This is a genomic window from Saccharopolyspora phatthalungensis (assembly GCF_014203395.1).
Lineage (GTDB): Bacteria > Actinomycetota > Actinomycetes > Mycobacteriales > Pseudonocardiaceae > Saccharopolyspora > Saccharopolyspora phatthalungensis.
In genome coordinates this window covers 104,428-120,462 of the sequence record NZ_JACHIW010000004.1, presented here as the reverse complement: position 1 = coordinate 120,462, position 16,035 = coordinate 104,428, and the positions used below count along the sequence as shown (strand labels likewise).

The following is a 16,035-nucleotide window of genomic DNA, read 5'->3' as shown; positions in this document are numbered from 1 at the left end:
AGAAACACGCCCCGCGTGCCCGGAGGAAAGCCCTCCGGGCCGGGCACGGCACGTTCCCGCGAACCTACTTCGCCAGTTCCTGAGGTTGGGACTCGCGCCGCGCCACCTGCTCCGGGACGGCCGCGGCAACGGACGTAACGAATCCGCCGGCGCGCATCAATGCCTGCTCCGCCTCGGCATGAATTTGCCGCACGATTTCGCCCGCCGACAGGATGGATTTGATGCGTCCGATCCCCTGGCCCCCGACCATCATGCCGGTCTCCAGGTCGCCCTCCATCGCACCGCGACGCATTGCCGCACCCTCGATGCGAATTCGCTCCAGATACGGCGCATTGGTGTCCACCAACCGCTGAACCTCCGCGGTGAAGCCGTTCTCGATGAACCGGCCGGGACCGAAGAAGGCCGGGACCACCTCGGTTTGCGTCTCCGACGCTTCGACGATGAACTTCTTGTTGCCGTCGTTGTACTCGCACTCCTCAGCGGCGAGGAAGCGCGAACCGATGTACCCCATCTGAGCGCCGAGCGTGAGCGCTCCGGCGAGTGCCGCACCGTCGACCACGCCGCCGGCGCACAGCACGGGGATGTCCACCGCCGCCGCGATGGAGGGAACCAGCACGAAGGTGTGGACCGGGTGGTGGCCGACGTGGCCCGCGGCCTCGAATCCCGTCGCGATCACGCCGTCCATGCCCTCGGCCTGGGCCGAGAGCGCGTGCCGCACGTTCGAGACCGCGTGGAAGTGGAGCATCCCGGATTCCCGGAAGCTGTCGTTCATTCCGTACATCCGGGGGTGGCCACCGGAGGTGGTGAGCACTCGCAACTGCGCCTTGACCTTGGGGTCGCGCTCGCGCTCCTCCAGGATCGCCTTGAGCACTTCCGGAGCGTCCGGCTGCTCTTGTGCGATCCGCACGTTGATGGCCAACGGCTTGTCGGTGAGCGAAACGGCCAGCCGGATCCCCTCACGCACCTGTCTCACTACGTCTTGCACGAGCTCGGCAAGGCGTTCCCCGCTGACCCCGGGTTCCTCCAGGACGATCGCCGGATGCGCCAAGGTGCCCAGCGCACCCGCATTCGAGATCGCCGCGGCGAGACGAGCAAGCGTGATGGGGCCGATGCCGCCCATTCCGGACTGCATGAACGGCAGCTCGATCCCGATTCGTTCACTCAAAGGAGTGCTCAGTGCCATGCGGTGCTCCGTAACTATCTGTAGCCAAAGGGGGGCGGGCGTTGACCCCGGAGTTCTTCCGGTTCGGCTCCCATCCCGCTGATCGGGATGGTCTGTCGCTGCCAACGGCAGCTGATCTGCACCCGGTTCACGTCGCGCAGGTCGAAAACGCGAAGGTCACTTCTCCTGCCAGGCCCCGAGCTCGTTCACAGCGGACTTGCCCTCCGCCTCACTGATTCCGCGGACAACGACGCTGGCCCCGCAACGGCTGCGGCCCGCGCCGATGTGGGTGGAGCTACCCCTGATGACGAGCGCTATGCCGTGAAAGTCATACTGCACGTCGGACTCCAACCCACGTCGGGCGAACACCAGCGTGATGTCCCTTACGCCAAGTCATCATGGTGTGAAATCAGCCAGTTGCGCGATAGGTCTGCCCGTTCGTACCAAGAAATTAGAGCTATTCGGGCAGCCGGTGATCCGCCGAGGGGCGCTGCCGCTGCTGCCGCGAACGGGCTAGGAGATAGCGAATCCGGGGCGTGCTAACCGTTTTCGGCTGCCGCGCGGCGCGGTGTGGGGCCTGCCCGATCGGCGTGCGCTCGCCGAAGTGGCGAGCGGAGACCGGGATCAGCTGAAATCGACCGAGACTGAAATCGACCGAGACTGGGCGGTGGCCCGGTTGCGACCACCGGACCGACTCGACGGAAAATACCCGCGGAGGCTCGACAATCCGCATGTGCGAGCACACGACAGCGGCGGCAGTCTACAACAGTGATCGTGAATTTTGCGAGAAAGTTTGGTTCCTGGCCGCCAACGGGGCCTCGCCGATGCTCAAGCAGGACAGGTTCACGGGATTGCGAGCTGTCGGCGGGCCGCCCAGATCATTGGGCCGTGGGCCGGGCGTTGTCGGGGACATCCTCCGGTGGCCGCCTTCTGGTAATCCTGGCATCGGCGACCACCACAACTACGCGCTGATCAGCGCGGGATCTTGAGCTGACCGGTCGGCGGCTGTCAGTAACCGCGCCCAGTCCGGTAAGCGACCGCTCACAGCTCGTGCTGCATCAGCCGGCTCAGCGCCTCGTCGACATCCATGAACAGGTGCTCGTCACCGGGCGCGACGACCTCGTAGCTGTCGTTCAAGAACTCCGACAGCAGATCGGCGTCGGCTTCGAAGGTGGCCTGTCCGGCCGGCGAGGTCAACGTGATCAGAACCAGCGCGGTCTCGCCCGCTTGGGGGCTGATCCGCACGTCGCCTTCCCCGCTGTCGATTAACAGGCCGTCGGCCAGGAGATCGCGGCCGAACACCCAGTCGACCGTGTTGGGCTTACCGGTGTTGAAGCTCATCGACACCTCGTAGGGGTTACGGCTGTCGTACCGCAGCTCCACGCCCACCGGCGCGTTCACGCTGGCCGGGGCCACCAGGTGGAAGAAGGTGGCGGTCTGGATCGTCTTGTGGTCGCTGGCCATCATTTTGTGCACTCCTTGGCGTTGACTCCCTAGCTGATTCGAGCTTGACTCAAGTCAGTCAAGATCTTCTTCACGACGTCTTCAGACGTCTGGAGAGCCTCAAGTTCACGCCAAGATCGATAGCGCCGGGCAAGCTCGCGATCAAGCGCGCTGAGCTGCGCTTTCGCCCTGTCCGGCGGTCTCTACGAACGTCGGGGACGACAGGACTGCAACCTGCGTCACACCGCGTGCTACGGACTGTACTGGGAAAAGTACGCAGACCGGAACCCCCATCCGGCCACGACTGCGTCCTCGTGCAGAACCCATGCCCCACCGACTTCCGGCCCGACTCCGACTTCGCACTGTCTCAAGTGACTGCCGACGTCGACAGTGGACTCTCCCGCTATTGCCGAGAGCGCGGGACTACGCAGACAAGAACTGCGGTGGAAGCAACTCCGGAGCGCTCGCGGTCCTCTCCGGCCGATCGGTTGTGGGCGGCTCGACCAACATCGTCTCCACCTCTTCGACCGGTTCCTGATCGATCCGCATTGCCTGCTCCGCGGCGACCTTTTTGTTCAGGTACTCGCGAGTGCGCTGCGCCGCGCCGCGGATCTGCTCGGTCAGGTCCTTGTTGGACCGGCGAGCCTGCTGCTTCGCCCGCACGGCCGGTGCCTTCTTCTCGCCGGGGGCGGGCACGGTGCGCGCATGCTCGATGTGGCGCTCCAAAACGGACCGGAGTTGCTTAGCGTGACGATCACTGAGATCGATCTCGTATGTCACCCCGTCCAGCGCGAAGGTGATGGTCTGCTGGGCTGGCGTCCCGTCGATGTCATCGACGAACTCAACCACGGTCTGCTCGGCCAATGCGCCACCTAAACTACAAGTGAGTGAACTCGTAGCGGGAAACACGCTACGTCGGCATGACTGCCTGCGTGTTCGAGTTTAGAACATCGCCTATCGCACCGCCAGGCAGCGTGACGCGCCCGCGCGCTTGAGTCGATCAGAAGATGACCACGCCGAAGAAACGCGTTATGCGGGATTACTCTCGATGACCGTTGCCGTACAACATGTTTCGCCCGGATCTACACCAGAATTCCGGGTTATCGAAGGGAACGGCGGGCCGAGAAAATCACCGTTCGGCCCGCCGGCGACCTCGAATGCGCACCGTCCTATGGCACCGTCGAGTTCGGCTTCGGGCGGCGTCGGCGGCTCAATCGCGTGTCCGACCACGAGTGCGACCGCCTTTTGCCCAAGACGGTCTGCCCACGGTATCGCCGCACCGGTGCGGGCCCTGACGTTGGTCTATCGGTCCCCGCGGGCGAGGCGTTACCAAGGGGACGGGGCAGCCGCGACGCGCTCTACAGGTCGGTAGATGCACAGGTCGGATCGGTAGTGTGCTAAACCGCAGCAGGATTGCTTGACATATCCCGCCTGGCGGTGTTTATCGTATGCGTTGGCCGGATCAGCGAAGATCTCGTCGTTGCGCTTGGACGCCTGACCACGCTGGCTTCGCACCGGCTGAACCCGCTCGATCAGCGGCATCAGCCCGTACGAGCCGGCCCGCCGACCAGTACGGCAGTCCCGGCGCGGCGATGGCGGCGCTTGGCGAGCTGCGACCCAGGACCGACTCCCTTTGGGCGAGAGCCGTTGCTCCTGGACGATCGACCGTCCACCGCTGCCAGCCGGGCGTGACCTGCCCGCAGGACGCGCCGGCTGGGCCCATTCCGTGGGACGAGACAGAACCGTTATTGCGGATCGCGACGGCGAGCACTATTGTTTAAAGTTTTTCAACCTCTTCGCCCTAGACTTTTGGGCAGTGTCGCGTGGACCTTAAGGCATTCGTCAGCGCTGGGATCTTTTGGAGGCTCTTGCGCTGCGCATACTGTCGGCCGCAGAGAGACAGATCGAGAACAGTCGCGATCGGCAGCATTTCGAAGTATTCGAGCGAGCACGACCGCATTGGCATTTATCGTGCGCAAAATCGGGGTCAAATGAGCTGGGGACAGACCGTCACGCGAGCGGCGCGGAGACTAACGCGCCCAGTGTGAACGAACTGTTAACGAGCGTTGAAAACTCACCAATACCATCCGAAGAGTTTGGGGAACGTGATGTCCAAGGCCGTGGCGACTGCCGATCTTGACACGGACCGGAACTGGACCGAAAGCGAGTTCATCTCCGCCGCGATGGAATGGCACTTCAGCCCCGCAACGGGATCTCCGTTCTGGTTGGAACGGGCGGGCTCGCTGGAGTTCGACCCGCGCCGCGACGTGCGCACCCACGCGGACCTCAGGCTGTTCCCCAACGTTGTCAACGAACTCCGGGAGATCCCGCTCGAAGACCTGATCCCGCGCGGCTACCACGGCCAAGCCGATGTCATCGGTTCCTACGACAGCGGAGGAACGACGGGGGCGCCCAAGCGCGTCGCCCTGCTGGCCGATTGGTTCGAGCGTTCGCTGGCATGGAAATCCGGTCGGATGGACGAGTTAGGTTTTCCCACTGGCGCAAATTGGTTAACCGTGGCACCGAGCGGACCGCACATCTTCGGTCGGCTGATGGCCGAACTACCCAGAATGCGCGGCGGCATCGGCTTCACGGTCGACCTGGATCCGCGTTGGGTCCGAAAGTGCCTGAGCGAGGGCCGCGCCCAGGAAGCGGAGCGCTATGCCGAGCACGTTGTGGACCAGGTGGCGTCCATTTTGATTCAGCAGGACATCGGCGTGCTCGTGGCGACGCCGCCGTTGCTGGAGCGCATGACCGCTCGCGATGAGCTCATCGACGCGATCAACACAAAGGTGAAGGTGATCATGTGGGGCGGCGCGCACATGGACCCGGATACCAGGTACATCCTGCAGCACGAGATCTTCCCGAACGTCGCACTTCGCGGCCAGTACGGCAGCACCATGATCCTGGGCGGCAGCATGGAACGGGCCACGAGTGAGCCGGGCGACCGGTCGTGCGTGTTCGATTCCTTCTCGCCGTACACGACGTTCTCGGTCGTAGACCCGGTTTCACACCTCGACGTGGCCGAAGGCGCGCGCGGTCAGGTCGTGATGCATCACCTGAGCAAGTCCCTGCTGTTGCCCAACAACCTGGAACGCGACATGGCTACGCGGGTGGCCGCACCGCCCGGAGCGCTCGGAGTGTCCGTCGCGGACGTGGCCCCGGTGTCGATGTTCGAGGACTCCACTGTGATCGAGGGAGTCTACTGATGACGAGTCTGCTGTGGACGGATACCCGTCAGCTCGATGCACTCGGCGCTTCGGGCCCGTTCCGGGCCTCGCGATCCGTTCCCGTGGTCGGCGTGGACGGTACCACGCTGGCGCACTTGAGCCTGGTCCCCAAGCTGTACATCAAGCGGAACCTCGACGCGCTGCGCCGAGCGCACCCCATGCCGGCCCAGGAGCGCGCACAATGCCTGGCCGCCGCCGGTGAGCTGTTCTTAGGCGAAGTGGACGGCGTATCGCTGCGCGAGCACGAACTCGCGGTGTGCCGCGCATCGGGTGTCGCCATGCCGGTCGTCCGCAGGGCATCGCTGTCGATAGCCGAAAGCGCGCGGGTGGCGGAAGAATCCGTGCAACAGGCGCGACCGGCCGGCGCTGTCAACGACTGGCGCTCCGGAGCGGCGGCCGGGACGGTGTGGGTGCGCAAGGGAGAGGTCTTCGCCGTCCTCGCCCCCGGTAACCACCCGGCAACGCACACGATATGGCTCGAAGCGCTGGCGATGGGATATCGCGTGGCGGTGCGACCGTCGAGGCGTGAGCCATTCACGCCGCACCGCCTGGTCAGCGCGTTGCGGCAGAGCGGGTTCGGCACCGACCAGGTCGTCCTGCTGCCCACCGATCACGACGTGGCCGACGTCTTCGTCCGGGAGGCGGACCTGGCGATGGTCTACGGCGGTGACGAGGTCGCGGCCAGATACGGGGCGCGAGCGGACACCCTCGTGCAGGGGCCTGGCCGGTCCAAAGTGCTCCTCGCCGACGGCAACCACGAGCAACACATCGGGACGGTGGTCGACTCCGTCATCGGCCATGGCGCAACGGCCTGCGTCAACGCCTCGGCGGTGTTCGTCAACGGCGACGCCGCGGGTGTCGCGGCCGAGATCGCCCGCTCGTTGTCGAAGATCCCCGTTCGCCCACCCGAAGCCGACGACGCCGTCCTGCCCGCATTCGGCATCGACCAGGCGAGGGCGCTCGAAAAGCACCTCCGGAGCAGGCTCGGCGATGCCAAACTGGTCTCGGGCCCGGACCTCGTCGCGGAACTACCCGGTGGCGGCGCCGTGCTTCGGCCGGCGGTCGTGCTGCTGGATCGGGCCGACGCGCCTCAGGTCAACATCGAACTGCCGTTTCCGTGCGTGTGGGTCGCTCCTTGGTCACTTGATGTCGGAGTCGATCCGTTGCGCAACACCCTGACGCTCACCGCGATCACACCCGACGAAGCACTTCTGTCCCGGCTGATCGAGGAGCCCTCGATCAGAAACCTGCACATCGGTGACCAGCCCACGTATCTGATGCGTCCAGGACTCCCGCATGACGGCCACTTGGCGGAGTTCCTGATGCGCAGCAAGACCGTCATGCGTGATCTCCCTGTCGTTCCCGAGCAGCTTCGACCGAAGGACATGCCTTGCTTGATAGCCAAGACGAACAACGGCTGAAGACCGCCATCGACCAGACGACCAAACTCGCTGGGCAAGACTCGTTCGCAAGCGTGGCCGGCGCGTTCGCCAACGAGGAGGACATCCGGGACCTCCCGGCGGAAATGGTCTTCGACCATGTCGCGGCGCTGATTTTCCCGGACACCGTCGAGGATGTCCAGGACTTCCTCGCCGAGCGGGGATTCGACGTCTGTGCGCCGGTTTCCAGCGCGGTCGTGCGTGGCCGCCTGGCGCGCCGCTACGGCGTTGCCGAAGAGGACCTTGAAGTTTCGATCATTCGCGCGTTCTCGCGGCACGAGGGGCAGGGGGGACTTGAGGTGTTCGCCGTGCCCCGCTCCTGCGCGGATCGGGTCGCGCCCGGCATGGTGGCCTACGAACGCACGAACAACCCGGAGTCGCACCTGGCATGGGTGGTGACCGGGGATCTCGACAAAATGCGGCGAATCTGCAAGGAACGGCTGCTGATGCGTCCGGACGGAGGCGGCCACAACCCGTACCAGGACATCGAGTCCGGCGGGCGTTCGGTGCTGTATTTCCGCTTACCGGCACCTCTGGCGCAGTCGGACCTCCCCGTCCGCTTGGAGCTGACTTGCACCGGGCACTACCCCGACGTCCTCGCCGCGCACATCGGCAGCAGCGCGGAAACCTCCGACGAGCATACGAAGTTGTTGTCGATCCTCTCCGGTCACTGGGCTGCCCGAGCGGTCCACGTGGCGGCGGAGATCGGACTCGCCGACGTGCTGCGGCGGGAACCGCTGACCGCGCGGGAAGTGGCGCAGCAGACCAGTTGCGACCCCGGCGCGGTCGACCGGCTGCTCCGCTACCTCACGCATCTCGGCGTGGTCCGGCAGGTTGGCCAGAGCGCATATTCGAACACGGCCCTCGGTGAACTGCTGCGAGCCGACAATCCGTTCAGCGATCTGACCCGCATGTACGGTGGCGAGTTCTACGGCGCTTGGGACGAGTTCGCATCGGCCGTGCGGACGGGGCGTACCGCGTTCAGCCACCGGTACGGAGCCGAGCACTTCGACTACTTCGCGGACCACCCGACGGCGGCACGCACGTTCGACCGCTCGATGCAGGCGGTCGCGAATCTGGTTGCCGACGGGCTCTGCCGGGCGTTCACCTTCCCGGCCGAGACAACCGTGATCGACATCGGCGGGGGAAACGGAACGCTGCTAGGCGCGATCCTGCGCGACAACCCCGACGTGTCCGGAATCGTGTTCGATCGCGACCACGTTTCCCAGCATGCCGCGATCGAACACGGTCGTTTAGGCTCGGCGTCCGGCGACTTTTTCACCGAGGTTCCGGGCGGCGGCGACATCTACCTGCTGTCGCGGGTTCTGCACGACTGGAACGACGAGGACTGCGTCCGAGTCCTGGAAACTTGCCGGCGCGCGTGCCATCCCAACGCCACGCTGCTGGTGCTCGAACGGCTCTTGTCGGACAAGGTGGGGGACGCGCCGGAGGATTCGCTGGCCGCACCCTGGGACATGCAAATGCTCGCTATCACCGGGGGCCGGGAACGGAGCAAGTCGGAGTACGAAACGCTGCTGATGCGTGGGGGATTCGTGCTCGACGAGGTCAGGCCGCTTCCCGTGGACCTGAACCTGCTGGTGGCCAAGCCGGTGTGAACTCATCGGCGATTTCAATGGAAATCGGCGCGCCGATTTCCATTGAAATCGGCTCACTCCCCCGGCCGGACCTGGATCTTGCGGCCCGAGCCGTCCCGGAACGCCTGTAATGCCTGGGTGAACTCGTCGAGGCCGAAGCTGTGCGTGATCATCGTCTCGGCGTCGATGACTCCCTTGGCCATCAGGTCGACGGCGCGACCGAAGCTGTGCAGGACGGCCATCGAGCCGAGAATGGTGATCTCGTCGTTGTAGACGCGGAACGGCGAGAAACTCGCCTTGGCCTCGCTGGGTGCGACCCCGAACTGCAGGAACACCCCGCCGCGGCGGACCCGGGTCAGCCCGTCCTCGATTACGGGGATGACACCGGTGCAATCGATGACCGTTTCCCACCCCTGGGGACGATCGAGGCCGTCGGCGTGGGTGGCGACGGCATCGGCGCCAAGGCGCTCGGCGATCTTCAGACGGTCGTCGTTGATGTCCACAACGGACAGTGAAGCCGCCCCGGCGGTCTTGGCGAGCTGGAGCATCAGCAGGCCCATGGTGCCCGCCCCGTAGATCAGGTAATGGTCGCCCAGGCGGCGCGGCAGCACGTCGAACCCGCGCACCGCGCAGGACAGCGGCTCGATCAAGGTCCCCTGCGCGATGTCGACACCGGCCGGCAGCCGGTGGCAGTTGCCGACCGGCACCTTGACGTACTCGGCCATCGCACCGTCCACAGTGTCCCCGATCGCGCCCCACCGTTCGCACAGGTTGCCGCGTCCGATGGCGCAGTAGTGGCAGGACCCGCAGAACAGCGACGGATCGACGGCCACCTGGTCACCGGCCGAGATGCCGGTGACCCCGGGGCCGAGTGCGACCACCTCGCCGGTGAACTCGTGGCCGGGGATGATCGGGTACGGAGTCGGGGCGAACTCGCCCTCCACGATGTGCACATCGGTGCCGCAGATACCGACCGCGGCAGGCGCGACGACGACTTCGCCGGGGGCCGGGGTGGGGTCGGCGACCGTGGTGACGGAGTAGCGTCCGGGAGTTTCGATGACGACGGCTCGCATGGGTGGATCTCTTCCTCGGGCGGTCAGGCTTGGATATCGACGGCTCGGACCTCAACGCCGAGGTCCCGGGCGGTCTGCAACTCGTCTTCGGGCGCTGCGGCGTCGGTGACCAGCAGCCCGTAGCCGCTCAGATCGCCGTACGCGTAGCTGGCGGTACGGCCGAACTTGGTGTGGTTCAACGGTAAGTGTGGCACGGTCGGCGATGCGCGGGTAAGCCTCTTTGTTGTTCGCGTACTGGCATCTCCTTCCCCCGCGCACTACTCCGACTTCCCCAGCGCTCTACTGCGACGGGGAACTTATCACATATTATCTGTGAACCTATTGAAATTCTCTGAGATCTGTTTCAGGCTGTGCGCCGACGCCCGCCCGGACAACGTCCCGGATCCGGGCGTCGCCGCTGCGGCATCCTCGCCGCGATAAGCGGCTTTCCCAGATCGGACAATTCCCGGTCGCATCCGGTGCGGCTGGCACCGAGCATCGTGGCCCGGCCTGTCAGGAGGTCCTTAACCATCGTGTCCACTACGCACGCGCCGCCCACCCCAGCACCACTACTCGACCGCATTGGCATCCCCCACACCCTGGTCTGGGGCTACCTGGGGCTATTGCTGTTCATGGTCGGCGACGGTGTGGAAACCAGCTATCTGTCGACCTACTTCAAAGCCGATCTCGGCTTCAGCGAAACCAGTGTCGGTGTCGTGTTCACCGCCTACGGCATCACCGCCGCGATCGGCGCGTTCCTCTCCGGTGGTCTGTCCGACCTATGGGGCCCGCGCCGCGTGATGATGATCGGCGCCACCTGCTGGGCCACCTGTCACGCCGTCATGCTCGCGGTCGCCGTCCCCACCGGCAGCTATCTGCTGATCCTGCTCAGCTACGGGGCCCGGGGCTTCGGCTACCCCCTGTTCGCCTACGGCTTCCTGGTCTGGATCATGGCCGGCGCACCGGAAAAGCAACTGGGCAAGGCCCTGGGCTGGTTCTGGTTCAGCTTCACCATGGGTTACCCGGTGCTCGGCGCCGCGCTGGTTTCCGGCCTGAAGCCGGCGATCGGGTTCTACCCGACCCTGTGGGTCTCGCTGGTACTGATCGTCGCGGGCGCCGGGATCGCCTTCACCCTGCTCCGGGAACGCTCCGGCTACCAGGGCCTGGCCGCCGAAACCGAGCGGACGAGCCTGGTAAGCACGCTCGTGGGCTGCCTCACGATCATGCTCAACCAGCCCAAGGTCGGCATGGGTGCGTTGGTCCGGCTCATCAACACCACCTCCCAGTTCGGTGTGTGGGTCTTCACCCCGCTGTACCTCATTGAGCAGGTGGGCTTCACCGCCGAGGAATGGGCCTCGATTCTGGTCGTCATGATGGTCAGCAACCTGGCCTGCGTGGTGCTTTTCGGCGCGCTCGGCGACCGCTGGAGCCGCCGCAAGACGGTCGCCTGGCTCGGCGGCGTCGTCTCGGCATTCGCGTGTCTCGCGCTCTATTACGTACCGGCGTTGGCCGGCCACGATTACCTTCTCGTCGCCATCGCCGCGGGAGCGCTGGGAGTGGGGATGGCCGGGTACGTGCCGCTGCCGCCCCTGATGACAATGCTGGCGCCCGAACGCAAGGGTCAGGTGATGTCGTCTTACACGCTCGGCGCGGGGGCCAGCATGGCCTTCGGACCGCTGATCGGGACGGTGTTCATCGGGTCACTCGGTATCCAGGGCGTCATGTGGATCTACGCGGCGCTGCACCTGCTGAGCACCGTACTGGTCCTTGCCATGAAGCCGTCGGATGGATAAGCCGTGCGGCGCCGCTGAACTGGCCGGATCTCGCGCACCGCACTGCTCTGCGGATTGTGCTGTTCGTATCGCCCAGGCCAGCGGAGAACCTTGTGCCGACGGGCATATCCGCCGGTGACAAAATGCATTTTCTCCGCGTTCCCCGTTGTCCGCGGGAAGCAGCGGCGGTGTGCTTAGGAGCGGCGCTTTTCGACAGGTCATCACGGCCGACTTGGCGAAATAGCGCCGCTCGACTCCGCAATGGTGATGACAACAGAACTGGCGCGCGGGTGAGGCGACGCGCGCCCCGTTGCCCTGGAGGACCGCACTCATGGAACAGGCCAAGGTCGAATTGCGATCAGTGCACGGTCTGCGCCGGAAGCTGGTGGCCGATTTCTGCATGGCCGCGGCGAAATGCCGCTTCCCGATCACGATCGGCAAGCGCAACGGCCAGCGGGTGGATGCCACCAGCATCCTGGATGTGCTGGCGCTCGATGTGGACCAGGGCACCGAGGTGGTGCTCTACGCTCACGGTTCTCGCGCGAAGTCCGCGTTGCAGGACCTGGTCAACCTGCTCGGGCGAGACGTCGGCGCGTTCGACTGACGGGAAACACCGCGATGGCGTCAGGCCAGTTTGCGCAGACCTTCGTGGACTTGGCGCAGCAGCTCCAGCGACGGCTGGCTGCCGCGGGTCAGCCGGCCTTCGTGGACAACGACCAGCCCGGCGTTGATCGCGTCGCTGATGAGGATGCGCGCGACCGTCAGCGGGACCCCCAGGTGTGCGGAGATCTCGGCAACCGACTGCGGTGCCGCGCAAAGCGCGTGGATTCGTTGCAGGTCCACGTTCATCGGCGAGTGCGGGCGGTCGGGCGCCTCGGGCAACTGGGCCGACGACAGCAAGGTCTCCACTAAAAGCTCGTATTCGGGCCTGGCGCGTCCGCCGGTCCGGACGTAGGGGCGCAGCAACTCAACGGAGTCCGGTTCCGCTGCATCGTTCTCACCGTCTGCGGAGTCGGTGTCCCCGGGCTGACCGGGCTCGGCCGGGTCTTCCGCTTCCTGGGTCGGGTCGGCGGCCCGGTCATCGGTGAGCCGTGCTTCCTCGTCAGGTTCCTCGGCGGTTTCATCGGAGCTAGGCGGAGCGGGCCGCGGCCGGAACTCGTTATCCGCCCACTCCTGGTAGTCGCGCCAGCCGCCGAAGGAAAGCGGGTGGAATTCGGCCCGGCTGTCTCTCCTATGCGAGCTCATGACGGCTCCGGATCACGAGGCTCGAAGATCGAATCGAGCTGAGCGGATGTTGACGCACCGGTCGAATGTGCGGCGACAAGAGACCAATCCGCAGCGGCGCAATCCTTCGACTTTGTCGGCCCCCACAAACGTCTGATGCCGCGCACAACGGTAGGTGCGTGGTCGGTCCACCACAAGGCGATCGCTCAACACCGTGGCCGAATTGTTCCTTTTTCGCAGAGCGTTCGGGCATCGGCAAAGATGACCCCATCGCCGATCTTTCCCGGCGAGTGGGAACTGCCTGAAATTCCCGCGTAGCGTGCCGGAAAAGGCACATTCATCGGGCGCTTCCGCGACCCGTCAGATGACTGAACTGCGTGGTGTCGGTGAGGATGTTGGTGATGATCGGGCCCGCCCAGCGGGTGAGGTCTTCATGTCCCATTTCGGCGATACCGGGTGTGCGCAGGATGTAGCGGGACGTGGCCAGCCCGACCATGAAGGCGCCCATGAGCGCCGCGCGCTGGCCGGGGTGGTCGGGCGTGGCTGCGGCGAGCGCGGGTGCTACCTGGGTGGCGAACACCTCCCGCATCCTCTCCGCGGCGGTGGGACTACTGGCGGCCGCGCGCAGAAGCGCGACGAAGGTACTGTCGCGCTCCCAGACGGCCAGGAAGCGGTTCAAAAGCACCGCGGCCAGGTCCGGTGGCGCGATGTCGGCCAGGTCGGGGAAATCCAGGGTGAAATCCGCGGCGGCGGCGAACAGGTCTTCCTTGCTGCCGAAGTAGCGGATCACCAGCGCCGGGTTAACACCCACATCGGCGGCGATCGCACGCAACGTCGTCCGCTCATAGCCGTCGGCGCCGAAGCGGACACGCGCGGCCGAAAGAATGTCCGCGCGTGTCGCTTCGGCGTTGCGAGGTCGTGAGATGGCCACGCCCCCAAACCTATGTCACCGGTTGTTGACTTGTCCAGCGCCCTCGCGGTCTTTCATCAGCGGTCGTCGGGGGTGGGGAACCAGCGCCGGATGTCGTCGGGGCTGGTCTCGGCGCGCTGGTTGAACACGAACCGGGCGTTGGGCAGGTGGACGTGGACGAGATTGACCAGTGCCTCGAATAAGAGCGTGTTGCTCGCGACCAGGCGCACGCCGGCACCGATGAGGACCGCGTCGTAGGTCTTCTCGGTGATCTTCTGCTTGACGACATCCAGCGCGGTCTCACCGAAATCGATGGGGCAGCCATCGACCGCGTAGCCCGCTTCGCGCAGCTGCTCGATGTTCTTGTCATGGGCTTCCCGCAAGGTTTCGGCGTTCAGGCCGGGGAAACGCGCGAAGTCGGGTGAGTCGTAGTCGATGACGTCGGGGTCGAGTCCGATCTGAATTGCCCGAACGGTCACAGTAGTTCCTTTCGTTAGATGCATGCCACGCGGTGGTCGCATGATTGTTGCCGGATGATCTGTCGAAGTCGCTGAGGCAGCGACAGTTTGCGGTCGCGGGAAGGTCGCGACTCAGGAAGCAGTCGTGGCCGTCCCGACTTCGCCGCCGGTCCAGCCGGCGAGCGCGTCCCGCCAACCGTGTTCGCGGGCATCGGTCGCTCCTGCCCACGCGACGTACCCGTCGGGACGCACGAGCAGCGCGGGTCCGCCGTCGGTGCGTTCGGCTTGGATCAGGTCCGTGTCGAGCCGGGGAGTCCCTTTCTCGCGGATCAGGACGAAGCCGGGGTGGCGTTGCAGTTCGGTCAGCCTGCCCTCGACCAAGGGCACCTCGGTGGCCCGCGTTCCGACGAGTTTGTCTTGGTGTCTACCGGATTTGTAGCGCAGGCCCACCCCGGAGAAGCTGCCGGCGATCGCGTTCGACAGCGGGCGGGCCCGCATCAGCCGTGGAAAGAACTGGTCGCGCAGCCACCGTAGCGCCGCCGATTCGGAGGTGACCATGCGCATCATGACGCCGCTCTGCATCACCACTCGGCGTCCGATCGGGTGCCGTTCGGCCTGGTAGGTGTCCAGGATGGCGTCGTCGGCTCCGTCGAGGGCCAGTGCGAGCTTCCACGCGAGGTTGGCGGCGTCCTGGATGCCGGTGTTCATCCCCTGCCCGCCCATCGGCGAGTGCACGTGCGCCGCGTCGCCGGCGAGGAACACCCGGCCATCGCGATAGTTGGCGACTTGGCGCTCGTCGGCATGGAAGCGCGACTTCCAACTGATCTCGGCGAGCCCGACGTCGTGTTTCATGGCGCGGTTGAGCACGTCACGAATCTCGTTCTCGGTCACCGGGGCGTCGTCGGGGAGTTGACGATGGCGATCCCAGGTCATCGAGCGGTACCAGCCGCCATGTCCGTAGGACACAAGGAAACCGATCACCTCGGGCGTACTGCCCAGCGTCAGACCGCCACCTGCCGGACCGTTGGTGAGACGGACGTCGGCGAGGACCATCGAGTGCAACACCGACTTACCCGGGAATTCCTTGCCGATCAGGTCACGCACCGTGCTGTGCGCACCGTCGGCCCCCACCACGTAGGACGCTCGCCACGAAGTCGGCGCACCGCCGCCCTTGGGGCGAGCGGTCACGGTGACCCCGTCGGCATCCTGATCAAGTCCGACGACCTCGACGCCCCGCAGGACCTGCGCGCCCTGCGCCACGGCGTACTCACCGAGCGCCTGATCAACGTTGGTCTGCGGGGTGACCAGCACGCATTGGTAGCGCGAGGGAAGGCGGGTGAGATCCATCTTGGCGCCCTTGAACAGCGACACCGCCGGAGTCGCGTTCCCCTTCGCCAGCAAATCCTCGGCCAGCCCCCGGCTGTCAAGCACCTCCAGGGTCCGGGCCATCGTCGCGAACGCCCGGCTCGACGGATTGATCTGCGGCCACCGCTCCAACACCGTCACCGAATGGCCCATCCGAGCAAGATCGCCAGCGACCGTCATGCCCGTCGGTCCACCCCCTACAACAACCACCTCCACCTGCCCCATCGCTCCTCCTCGTCGCCTTGTAACCAACCGTTGACTTGCACGCTACGTCGCCCATTCGGCGTAAGTCAACACTCGGTTACCCCAAACTTGGTCACCGCGTCCGAAAAGGATCGGACCATTTCGGACAGCCGCAACGAGGTCCGACCGGCCCGCGTGCCCA

15 protein-coding genes are annotated in these 16,035 nt (G+C 65.5%); 5 read left to right on the top strand and 10 right to left on the bottom strand.

Annotated features, from left to right (window positions below; translation table 11 throughout):
* Positions 1-64: 64 nt before the first annotated feature.
* The 4 genes from BJ970_RS36625 to BJ970_RS36610 all read right to left on the bottom strand — a co-directional run bounded on the left by BJ970_RS36625 (position 65) and on the right by BJ970_RS36610 (position 3,469).
* Positions 65-1,183 (bottom strand): NAD(P)H-dependent flavin oxidoreductase, encoded by a 1,119-nt coding sequence (locus tag BJ970_RS36625; protein ID WP_184733159.1) that lies wholly within the window; start codon positions 1,181-1,183, stop codon positions 65-67.
* 156 nt (positions 1,184-1,339) lie between these two features.
* Positions 1,340-1,501 carry a hypothetical protein gene (locus BJ970_RS36620; RefSeq protein ID WP_184733157.1) on the bottom strand — a complete coding sequence of 54 codons (162 nt, stop codon included), beginning with the start codon at positions 1,499-1,501 and terminating at the stop codon, positions 1,340-1,342.
* A 702-nt stretch (positions 1,502-2,203) separates the two neighbouring features.
* Positions 2,204-2,629: an SsgA family sporulation/cell division regulator gene (locus tag BJ970_RS36615; RefSeq protein ID WP_184733155.1), complete on the bottom strand. Its 426-nt coding sequence runs from the start codon at positions 2,627-2,629 to the stop codon at positions 2,204-2,206.
* Between the two features lie 399 nt (positions 2,630-3,028).
* On the bottom strand, positions 3,029-3,469 hold the full coding sequence (locus BJ970_RS36610) for a histone-like nucleoid-structuring protein Lsr2 (protein ID WP_184733153.1): 441 nt from the start codon (positions 3,467-3,469) through the stop codon (positions 3,029-3,031).
* A 1,244-nt stretch (positions 3,470-4,713) separates the two neighbouring features.
* On the opposite strand from BJ970_RS36610, the gene BJ970_RS36605 reads away from it, so the two are divergent.
* Genes BJ970_RS36605 through BJ970_RS36595 form a run of 3 tightly spaced genes read left to right on the top strand, consistent with a single transcriptional unit; the run spans position 4,714 to position 8,890 of the window.
* A complete protein-coding gene (locus BJ970_RS36605; RefSeq protein WP_184733151.1) occupies positions 4,714-5,814 on the top strand; it encodes an acyl-CoA synthetase family protein in 1,101 nt (366 codons plus the stop codon).
* Positions 5,814-7,256, top strand: a complete 1,443-nt coding sequence (locus BJ970_RS36600; protein ID WP_184733149.1) for an aldehyde dehydrogenase family protein — start codon at positions 5,814-5,816, stop codon at positions 7,254-7,256. The genes BJ970_RS36605 and BJ970_RS36600 overlap by 1 nt, the downstream gene beginning before the upstream one ends.
* A complete protein-coding gene (locus BJ970_RS36595) occupies positions 7,226-8,890 on the top strand; it encodes a methyltransferase (RefSeq protein WP_246472289.1) in 1,665 nt (554 codons plus the stop codon). The genes BJ970_RS36600 and BJ970_RS36595 overlap by 31 nt, the downstream gene beginning before the upstream one ends.
* A gap of 53 nt (positions 8,891-8,943) precedes the next feature.
* Here the strand turns inward: BJ970_RS36595 and BJ970_RS36590 are convergent, their stop codons facing one another.
* Positions 8,944-9,942, bottom strand: a complete 999-nt coding sequence (locus BJ970_RS36590) for a zinc-dependent alcohol dehydrogenase family protein (RefSeq protein WP_184733147.1) — start codon at positions 9,940-9,942, stop codon at positions 8,944-8,946.
* Positions 9,943-9,965: 23 nt separating this feature from the next.
* The gene (locus BJ970_RS36585; protein ID WP_184733145.1) at positions 9,966-10,121 is read right to left on the bottom strand and encodes a hypothetical protein; all 156 of its coding nucleotides are present in this window, start codon (positions 10,119-10,121) and stop codon (positions 9,966-9,968) included.
* A gap of 333 nt (positions 10,122-10,454) precedes the next feature.
* On the opposite strand from BJ970_RS36585, the gene BJ970_RS36580 reads away from it, so the two are divergent.
* Both BJ970_RS36580 and BJ970_RS36575 read left to right on the top strand, forming a co-directional pair.
* Positions 10,455-11,714, top strand: a complete 1,260-nt coding sequence (locus tag BJ970_RS36580; protein WP_221468616.1) for an MFS transporter — start codon at positions 10,455-10,457, stop codon at positions 11,712-11,714.
* A 310-nt stretch (positions 11,715-12,024) separates the two neighbouring features.
* Complete coding sequence (locus BJ970_RS36575) at positions 12,025-12,297, top strand: HPr family phosphocarrier protein (RefSeq protein ID WP_184733142.1); 273 nt, start codon at positions 12,025-12,027, stop codon at positions 12,295-12,297.
* 20 nt (positions 12,298-12,317) lie between these two features.
* Here BJ970_RS36575 and BJ970_RS36570 read toward each other — a convergent pair whose 3' ends face one another.
* From BJ970_RS36570 to BJ970_RS36555, 4 genes are all read right to left on the bottom strand, one after another.
* Positions 12,318-12,938 carry a DUF742 domain-containing protein gene (locus BJ970_RS36570; RefSeq protein WP_184733140.1) on the bottom strand — a complete coding sequence of 207 codons (621 nt, stop codon included), beginning with the start codon at positions 12,936-12,938 and terminating at the stop codon, positions 12,318-12,320.
* A gap of 316 nt (positions 12,939-13,254) precedes the next feature.
* A complete protein-coding gene (locus tag BJ970_RS39805; RefSeq protein ID WP_184733138.1) occupies positions 13,255-13,848 on the bottom strand; it encodes a TetR/AcrR family transcriptional regulator in 594 nt (197 codons plus the stop codon).
* 56 nt (positions 13,849-13,904) lie between these two features.
* Entirely contained in the window at positions 13,905-14,306 is a 402-nt protein-coding gene (locus tag BJ970_RS36560) for a hypothetical protein (RefSeq protein ID WP_184733136.1), read from the bottom strand.
* Between the two features lie 111 nt (positions 14,307-14,417).
* On the bottom strand, positions 14,418-15,875 hold the full coding sequence (locus tag BJ970_RS36555; RefSeq protein ID WP_184733134.1) for an FAD-dependent oxidoreductase: 1,458 nt from the start codon (positions 15,873-15,875) through the stop codon (positions 14,418-14,420).
* Between the last annotated feature and the right edge of the window lie 160 nt (positions 15,876-16,035).

What these genes read in the sequence shown, in the direction of transcription:
- BJ970_RS36600 (WP_184733149.1), top strand. Translation starts at nt 5,814, where the DNA reads ATGACGAGTCTGCTGTGGACGGATACCCGTCAGCTCGATGCACTCGGC.
- BJ970_RS36625 (WP_184733159.1), bottom strand. Translation starts at nt 1,183, where the DNA reads ATGGCACTGAGCACTCCTTTGAGTGAACGAATCGGGATCGAGCTGCCG.
- BJ970_RS36555 (WP_184733134.1), bottom strand. Translation starts at nt 15,875, where the DNA reads ATGGGGCAGGTGGAGGTGGTTGTTGTAGGGGGTGGACCGACGGGCATG.
- BJ970_RS36575 (WP_184733142.1), top strand. Translation starts at nt 12,025, where the DNA reads ATGGAACAGGCCAAGGTCGAATTGCGATCAGTGCACGGTCTGCGCCGG.
- BJ970_RS36605 (WP_184733151.1), top strand. Translation starts at nt 4,714, where the DNA reads ATGTCCAAGGCCGTGGCGACTGCCGATCTTGACACGGACCGGAACTGG.
- BJ970_RS36590 (WP_184733147.1), bottom strand. Translation starts at nt 9,942, where the DNA reads ATGCGAGCCGTCGTCATCGAAACTCCCGGACGCTACTCCGTCACCACG.
- BJ970_RS36615 (WP_184733155.1), bottom strand. Translation starts at nt 2,629, where the DNA reads ATGATGGCCAGCGACCACAAGACGATCCAGACCGCCACCTTCTTCCAC.
- BJ970_RS36570 (WP_184733140.1), bottom strand. Translation starts at nt 12,938, where the DNA reads ATGAGCTCGCATAGGAGAGACAGCCGGGCCGAATTCCACCCGCTTTCC.